Source organism: Cupriavidus sp. FW305-26 (assembly GCF_058787975.1).
The window spans coordinates 21872-28436 of sequence record NZ_JBYTAH010000083.1 but is presented as its reverse complement, the minus strand read 5'-3'; the positions used below and the strand labels follow the sequence as shown (position 1 = coordinate 28436).

The following is a 6565-nucleotide window of genomic DNA, read 5'->3' as shown; positions in this document are numbered from 1 at the left end:
CCCTGGACGCTCAAGTCCTCAGACGCCTAGCGGATACCGCCGGCGGCCGCAAGGGACGCCCTCAAAAGACCGCTTACATGCGACGTGCCGTCTTGGGTGCAAGCCCGAGCAACGATTTGATAGCCGCAGAGGTTTGCGAGCGCGCCTTCAGTTCGAGCACTTGGCCGAGCAGGGTCAGCGAGATAATGACGGCCGCGGCCTCAAAGTACACGCCGATGCGACCGTCGGCAGCAAAGGCCTGGGGGAACGCGCCCGGCGCCACGGTCGCGCCCACACTGTAGACATAGGCCGCACCGGTCCCCAGGCCGATCAGCGTCCACATGTTGGGGCTGCGATGCAGAAATGACTGGAAACACCGCTGAAAGAAGGGCAAGCCAGCCCATAGCACAACCGGCGTCGACAAAACCAGCTCGACCCAACTCTGGGTCGACGCCTGCATCCAACCGAATCGATGCCCGAACATGGCAAGCACCACCGTCACCACCGTCAACGGCAACGTCCACCAAAAGCGGCGCCGAAAATCCGTCAGCTCCGGATGTTCGCTCTCGTCGAGCTCGGGGAGCAGCGGCTCCAGCGCCATCCCGCACTTCGGACAGTTGCCGGGATGATCCTGCCGGATCTCGGGGTGCATCGGACAGGTATAGATCGTGCCGGGCAGCACCGGTTCTGCCGCCGGCGTTTCTGCCGGCGTGATGTACCTGGCCGGGTCCGCCTCGAATTTCCGCTGACACGATGCGCTGCAAAAATAATATGGGATGCCAGCGTGTTCGGTCTGGAATGCCGAGTCAGCCGACACCGCCATGCCGCAGACGGGATCCTTCCTTGCGCCGGCGCCCGCGACAGGGCCGTCGTCGGGCGCCGCGTGGCCATGATGGTGATGGTGGCCAGCGTGCGCAGCATGGGTGTGGCTCCCCTCCTCGTCTTGGCGGCCCTCTTCTTGTGGGTGGCGTTGGCTGCTGGTTTCATTCATGGAATGACTCCCGGTTAGTCGTTGCGCTGTCCATCCACAGCGTCGTTGGCCTTATCCGACGCGGCGCTGCGCCCGTGGCCGCCATGGAATAGATGCATCAACGGGCACAGCAACACTAGCGCAAACGGCAACCAGGAAGCAACCACGCTCCAATGACGCATGCCGAGCGCAATCGCCGCAATGGCGACGGCCATCCAGAGCAGAGACCAAGGAAACCGCAAGAATCGACCGGCATTCGCGCCGGCGGCCGGCGATCGTTGTTGGCACTCCTTCATGACAAACTCCTTACGCAATCATGACGAAAAGCTGACCGGCCTTGGGTTGCTCCGTTCAGTCTTGATGACATCAAGATAGACCTTCCGATCATGGGAAGGTCAAGCCTGTTCAATTGCGAAGATTGCGCCATGTCAAAAAGCTCCAGGGTGATACACTGCCCCGCAAAAAGGCACACCATGACAGACACCATCCGGATTCTCATCGAGCGCTGGAAGACCGACGCCAGCGGCTGCTACCAGACCTGGTTTCTTTGGCCTGAGCGGCTTAAGAATTTCCGCTCGATCCGGCGTGGCATTGGTGCCGTGGTCGACGAGATCCAGGCCGGCACATTCGGCAACGCGTATCGCGGTTCCTCCCTCGAAACCGTGGTGTCCTCTATTGCTGAGCAGCGGCAGATTTTCAAAGGCGCGGATCACGCCTTCCTGTGGAAGCCAAAGCTTCGCATTCCGGACATCTATGAGAACGCCGAGAACCAGCGCGCCTTTGCTAGGTTGTTGCACGCCTGCAATTGCTGCGACACCGAGCAGGAGGTCCTCAATGCGATTCGACATCTGAGCAGCCTTGGCATCAAGGGGCTCGGGCCGGCTGCTGCCAATCTGCTCTATTTCATTCATCCCACGCTGGTCGTGCCATTCAATACCGCCATTGTCAATGGCTATAACGCCCTGACCGGTTCCGCAGTCAAGCTTGGAAAATGGGATCACTATCTGGCGATGCGCGAAGGTGTGCTCGCGCTGAATCAGCGCTATCGCGCCCTCCTCTCCAACGATCTTGGCGCGATCGCCGGCCTGCTGTTTGACGTCGGGATGGAACGCTACCCGCTGCCACCGCAGCAAGCTCAGGCCGGCGATGTTGCCGCCTGGGAGCAGGATCTGGCTAAAGTGCGCGAGCAAGCAGCGGCCCTCGCCAGGCAGATTCAGCTCGCACAGACTGAAGATGCTACGCATACGGAGGTGCAGGGTTGGCTGCGGGACCTCGGCAGATCGCTTGGCTTCTCGGTATGGATTGCCACCAATGACAGAAGCCGCCTGTACAACGGCGAACCACTGAGCAACGGCTGTCTTGCGAGCTTGCCGCCGGCGCTGCTCATCGCGGGTGGCGATACCGTACCGCTCATCGACACCGTCTGGCTGAACTCCACGACCCTTGAGGTCGAGGCTGCCTTTGAAGTCGAGCATACCACCTCGATCTATTCCGGCATCGTGCGCTTGCTCGATCTGGCATTGGGTTCCAACCAGTCTGCCAACAAGCACCTCTTTCTCGTCGCGCCCGATGGACGGGAAGCCGATGTACGCGCCCAGCTAAGCCGGCCTGCCTTCAGTCGTGTGTCCGAACTCAATATTCGGTACGTCCCCTACTCAAGCTTGCGCGAGCATCGCGAAAGCATAGCTCGCTTTGGCACGGGGATAAAGCCGATCGAAGCCATCGCAAAGCTCCTTTAATTGGCACCGTGCGCGGAGTTATCATCCGGACGTGTCGCCATCAACCGGCCCGCGCCCACCGGAGCCAGGACCGGTAACGATACTGCTGTGGAAGCCTTTAGCCCGTCGTGGGCGGCCTGGCCGCACCCAGTCCGACATCCGCCTTCAAGGCCGCCGCCAGCAACAGGCTGACCGCCCAGGCGACCCAAAGCGTCGCGACGGTGTGCGACAGGAAGTGCGCGCCCTGAACCAGGCGAGCAACACCGAGCAAGCCACCGAGCACCAATCCCGCAGCAAGCCCGAGTCTTGCCCATCGCAAACCTGCCGGTCGCAGTGCGATAGCCCAGACGATCCAAAGATAGCCCGTGGATGCATGGCCGGCGGGAAAGCACTGTCCCGGCTTGACCCCGGCCGGCAGCGCCTCCAGCAGGCGCAGATAGGCGACGCTGCCGCCAAAGTCCGTCATGTCCCAGGGGCAATGCCGGCCTGTCGCCAGCTTTAGCATCGTGATGGTCAAAGGAATGACAATCATGCCAGCGGCCGCCAGTAGCGCATTGCGACGAGGCAGCCACCGGAGCCGACCTCGCCAGCCCAGCCAGCAGACGAACATGGCCGTGCCCACGGCAAGATAGGTAATTCGCTTCGTCGCCTTGTGCAATACGTCTTCAAAAAGCCAGTGTTCGCGCAACGGAAAGACACCGCGCGCGGCGTCGAAGAACCAACCTGCCACCCAGCGGTCAAGATCCGTGGCTTGGAACACATAGAGGGCCACGAGGCCAGCCAACGCCAGCATCAGCCATTGCTGGCGCAACCAGCGGTCATTGCCTACGCGAGCTTGTGCCAACTGTAAATCCGAGCTCCGACATCATTATGCGTTGCGGCAGCGTGCCGATAGATCTAGGGCGTCGTCCCTGATTTTGGTGTGTACGTCGAGCAGGCCAAGGACTGTCGGAAACAAGTTGTCGTGCGAAGCCGCTTCACCCGCGCGGGCACGCAGGCACGCGATGTCAAGCCCTGCTCGCTGCGCGAACGACGGCGAGAACCACATCACCATCGGGACCTCGGTCTGTTCCCTCGGCGCGATCGCGTAAGGCATGCCATGAAGGAACAGTCCATTTTCCCCGAGCGATTCGCCGTGGTCCGAGACATAGACCATGGCGGTGTCATAGCGCCTGTCCAGCTGTTTGAGCCAGTCTATGGTGCTCGCGAGCACGTGGTCGGTGTACAGCAACGCATTGTCGTAGGCGTTTCGGATCTCTTCGCGTGTACAACGCGAAAGATCCTCGGTTCCGCAGGTCGGACCGAATCGCGCGAACTTCGTGGGGTAACGCTTGTAATAAGCAGGGCCGTGGTTGCCCAGCTGATGCAAAACCAACATCAGACTGCCAGGCATTCGACGCATCAAGCCTTCTGCGCCATCCAGCAATACCTCATCCAGGCAGCGTTCGCGATCGCATATTTCTGGCATCGCCGGCGGGTCCGGCTGCCACGTTGGCAGGCCAGCACAGATGCCCTTGCATCCGGATTGATTGTCGACCCAGCCAACATTCAATCCAGCACGCTTGACGACATGTAGCAGGGACTCGCTGCCTTTGATGGCATCCTCGTCATAGTTGCGGCGTCCCTGCGCTGAGAACATGCAGGGCAAGGAGACTTCGGTGTTGCTGCCGCAACTGGTGACCTCGGCGAAGTTGATGACTGTCCGCCGAGCTAATTCCGGCGTGGTGTCGTTGGGCGAGCGGCCACTCAGCCCCCAGTCTGCCGCGCGAGCGGTTTCCCCCACCACCACGACGAAGAGGACCGGCTTTTTAGTCTTCTGCCAGCTTGCGCCGAGTTGCGCATCCATGCCGATCGGTCGGCGCGGCTTGTCCGACACCCTGGCGTCCCGGGTCAGCACGCTGGCGAAGGCGTAGACAGCGCTAGCCGGCGCCAGCAAGTAGCGGATCTCCTTATGGTTGCGCATCTGCGCCGAGAAGTCCTTGAACACCAAAGACAGCACGCCCAGCCCGGCAAGGAGTGCAATCAGGATCGCCACGGCGCGTACCCCGAGGCTCTTCGCCAGCGCACGCCTGCGCAACGTCACCCGGGACAGCAGCAGCATGGGTGGCAACGCAAGCAGGAAGATGCTTGCCATCATGCGCGCCGTCAGCAGTTCGCTGGCTTCCGCAATATCGGTGCGCAGCACATTGCGGGCCATGCTGGGGTCAAGGTAGATGCCGTACTGCCCCATGAAATAGCTGGAACTCGCCGCCGCCACCGCCAGGAGTGCCAGCAACGGCTTGGTGGTCCACCGATTCAACAGGGGTGCCAGCAGTGCGAAATGCGCTGCGGTCAGCGCGGCGCCAACTGCTACACCGTATCCGACATCGCGCAGGCCGCTGACGGGGCGGTCGGCAAAGAGCGCCCGCCAGAAGGGGCCGTTCAGAACCAGGACGAAGTACAAGCAGAGGCCAAGCAGCAGCGTCTCGGTGCTGAGGATCAGGCGCCACGAGCGAAGCCCCCTACCTTGTCGCTCGACGGGCACAGCAGGGTCTCCGGATGACGCCCGGTTCAAATTGCGATCAAGCATTGGTGCACCGACAGGAGGGCCGCAATTGCCAAAAGGCGCCGTCGCGCCAGGCGACGAACCAAGGACCCGTCATAGACAAAAAAATCACGCCTCAGGCGCGACTAACAAACAGCGGAAACCCCTCGCAATGCGAGAAGCTGATCGCGGCATTGTCATTGCACACCGCGATCTTGCTACACCGCTACCCGGCGATGCTGCACCTGCCTGTTCCGCGAGATTCACAACGACGCGGCGTTGGCAGGCAGTCCCCCCTACCGGCGACCAGCCAGCGACCGGCCAACCTCGGCGAGGCCATGCTGTGCCGACATCAGGCGCCGTCAGTGAAGGTGTCGCGAGCGCCCGCGGCGTGGTTGCCGTCCGTGAACGGATCGCGGGTTCCCATCGCGTGACTGCCATCCGTGAACGGATCGCGCGTACCCATTGCGTGCCCGCCATCGGTAAAGGGATCACGCGGCGAATTCACGCCTGCGTTGGCAAAGCTGGCCACGCCGCCCAGCGTAGCAACGGTCAGAACCATCAGAGCAGTCTTCTTCAACGTACGCATTTTAGCTTCTCCTTTTGAGTTGTGGCTCCTTGAGCCTGCAAGGCCAGTTTAGAGCGCGGTACCCCACTGAGCCGTGACGGCGAAATTACAAATCCGTCATCTCAGCAACGGTCCGAGCGGCGCCGGCACGTTGCGTGCGACGGTGCCCAAGATAGCGATAAGGAAGGTTTTCATGATGGTCCTCATTGGCTTATATGCAGCGTGCGCCCAAGGCGCTTGAGCACCCCGGTCGGCATGCGACGCTGGAGCAGCACCACTTCCAATTGCTGCGCGCGGCCGAGTCAGTGTCTGGCATGACGGAATATAGTGCGCGCAAATAACCCAGACAGCGGGCGGTCCCAATGCACATGAGGGCTTGTGCGAGAAACACTGCCAGCTTCGGGATCGGGCGCGCCCCAATGGTCCGCTACAGCGGCAGAGTCGATTGGGGACCAGCTCACCGGCGCTGGATCAGTGCCTTTGTATTCGATAGCGCGTGGCAGCAACTTGCCTTTGACGAATATCCGACTCGATCGTGAACCTGGCGATCGTACTGTCCGGAGCCCTGGTGATGTGGTGGGACTCCAACTTCCCTGATCTGGTCCTTGGGCTGGTGGTATCTGTGATTGCTGCCAACGGTGGGCGGGAAATCCAACAGGGCAAGCCTCAAATCAGTCACCCCTGTTATCTGCGCGCCCCATCTAGTAGAGCGGCTACCCGCTGGGTAGCCCGGCGTGTTCACGGGCGCGCTGACCTTGTATCGTTACGGCTTAGCCTGCATGTTTTGGCTGAGGCGGCCGAGGTTG

At 61.5% G+C, this 6565-nt stretch carries 5 protein-coding genes and 2 pseudogenes; 2 read left to right on the top strand and 5 right to left on the bottom strand.

Annotated elements, in window-relative coordinates; genetic code table 11:
- Window positions 1-76 precede the first annotated feature (76 nt).
- Window positions 77-970: pseudogene (locus AC3WQZ_RS30910) on the bottom strand (heavy metal-binding domain-containing protein); the annotation flags it as partial.
- 14 nt (window positions 971-984) lie between these two features.
- Complete coding sequence (locus tag AC3WQZ_RS30905; RefSeq protein WP_454751267.1) at window positions 985-1245, bottom strand: DUF2933 domain-containing protein; 261 nt, start codon at window positions 1243-1245, stop codon at window positions 985-987.
- Between the two features lie 177 nt (window positions 1246-1422).
- Between AC3WQZ_RS30905 and AC3WQZ_RS30900 the strand changes: the two genes are divergently transcribed.
- Window positions 1423-2688 (top strand): type II restriction enzyme NmeDI-related protein, encoded by a 1266-nt coding sequence (locus tag AC3WQZ_RS30900; protein ID WP_454751268.1) that lies wholly within the window; start codon window positions 1423-1425, stop codon window positions 2686-2688.
- A gap of 97 nt (window positions 2689-2785) precedes the next feature.
- Here AC3WQZ_RS30900 and AC3WQZ_RS30895 read toward each other — a convergent pair whose 3' ends face one another.
- The 3 genes from AC3WQZ_RS30895 to AC3WQZ_RS30885 form a co-directional block, all read right to left on the bottom strand.
- On the bottom strand, window positions 2786-3511 hold the full coding sequence (locus tag AC3WQZ_RS30895; protein ID WP_454751269.1) for a phosphatase PAP2 family protein: 726 nt from the start codon (window positions 3509-3511) through the stop codon (window positions 2786-2788).
- A gap of 24 nt (window positions 3512-3535) precedes the next feature.
- Window positions 3536-5236 (bottom strand): phosphoethanolamine transferase, encoded by a 1701-nt coding sequence (locus AC3WQZ_RS30890; RefSeq protein ID WP_454751270.1) that lies wholly within the window; start codon window positions 5234-5236, stop codon window positions 3536-3538.
- A 307-nt stretch (window positions 5237-5543) separates the two neighbouring features.
- Window positions 5544-5780: a hypothetical protein gene (locus tag AC3WQZ_RS30885; protein ID WP_454751271.1), complete on the bottom strand. Its 237-nt coding sequence runs from the start codon at window positions 5778-5780 to the stop codon at window positions 5544-5546.
- Window positions 5781-6282: 502 nt separating this feature from the next.
- Between AC3WQZ_RS30885 and AC3WQZ_RS30880 the strand changes: the two are divergent.
- A pseudogene (locus tag AC3WQZ_RS30880) lies at window positions 6283-6411 on the top strand (cation transporter); the annotation flags it as partial.
- Window positions 6412-6565 lie beyond the last annotated feature (154 nt).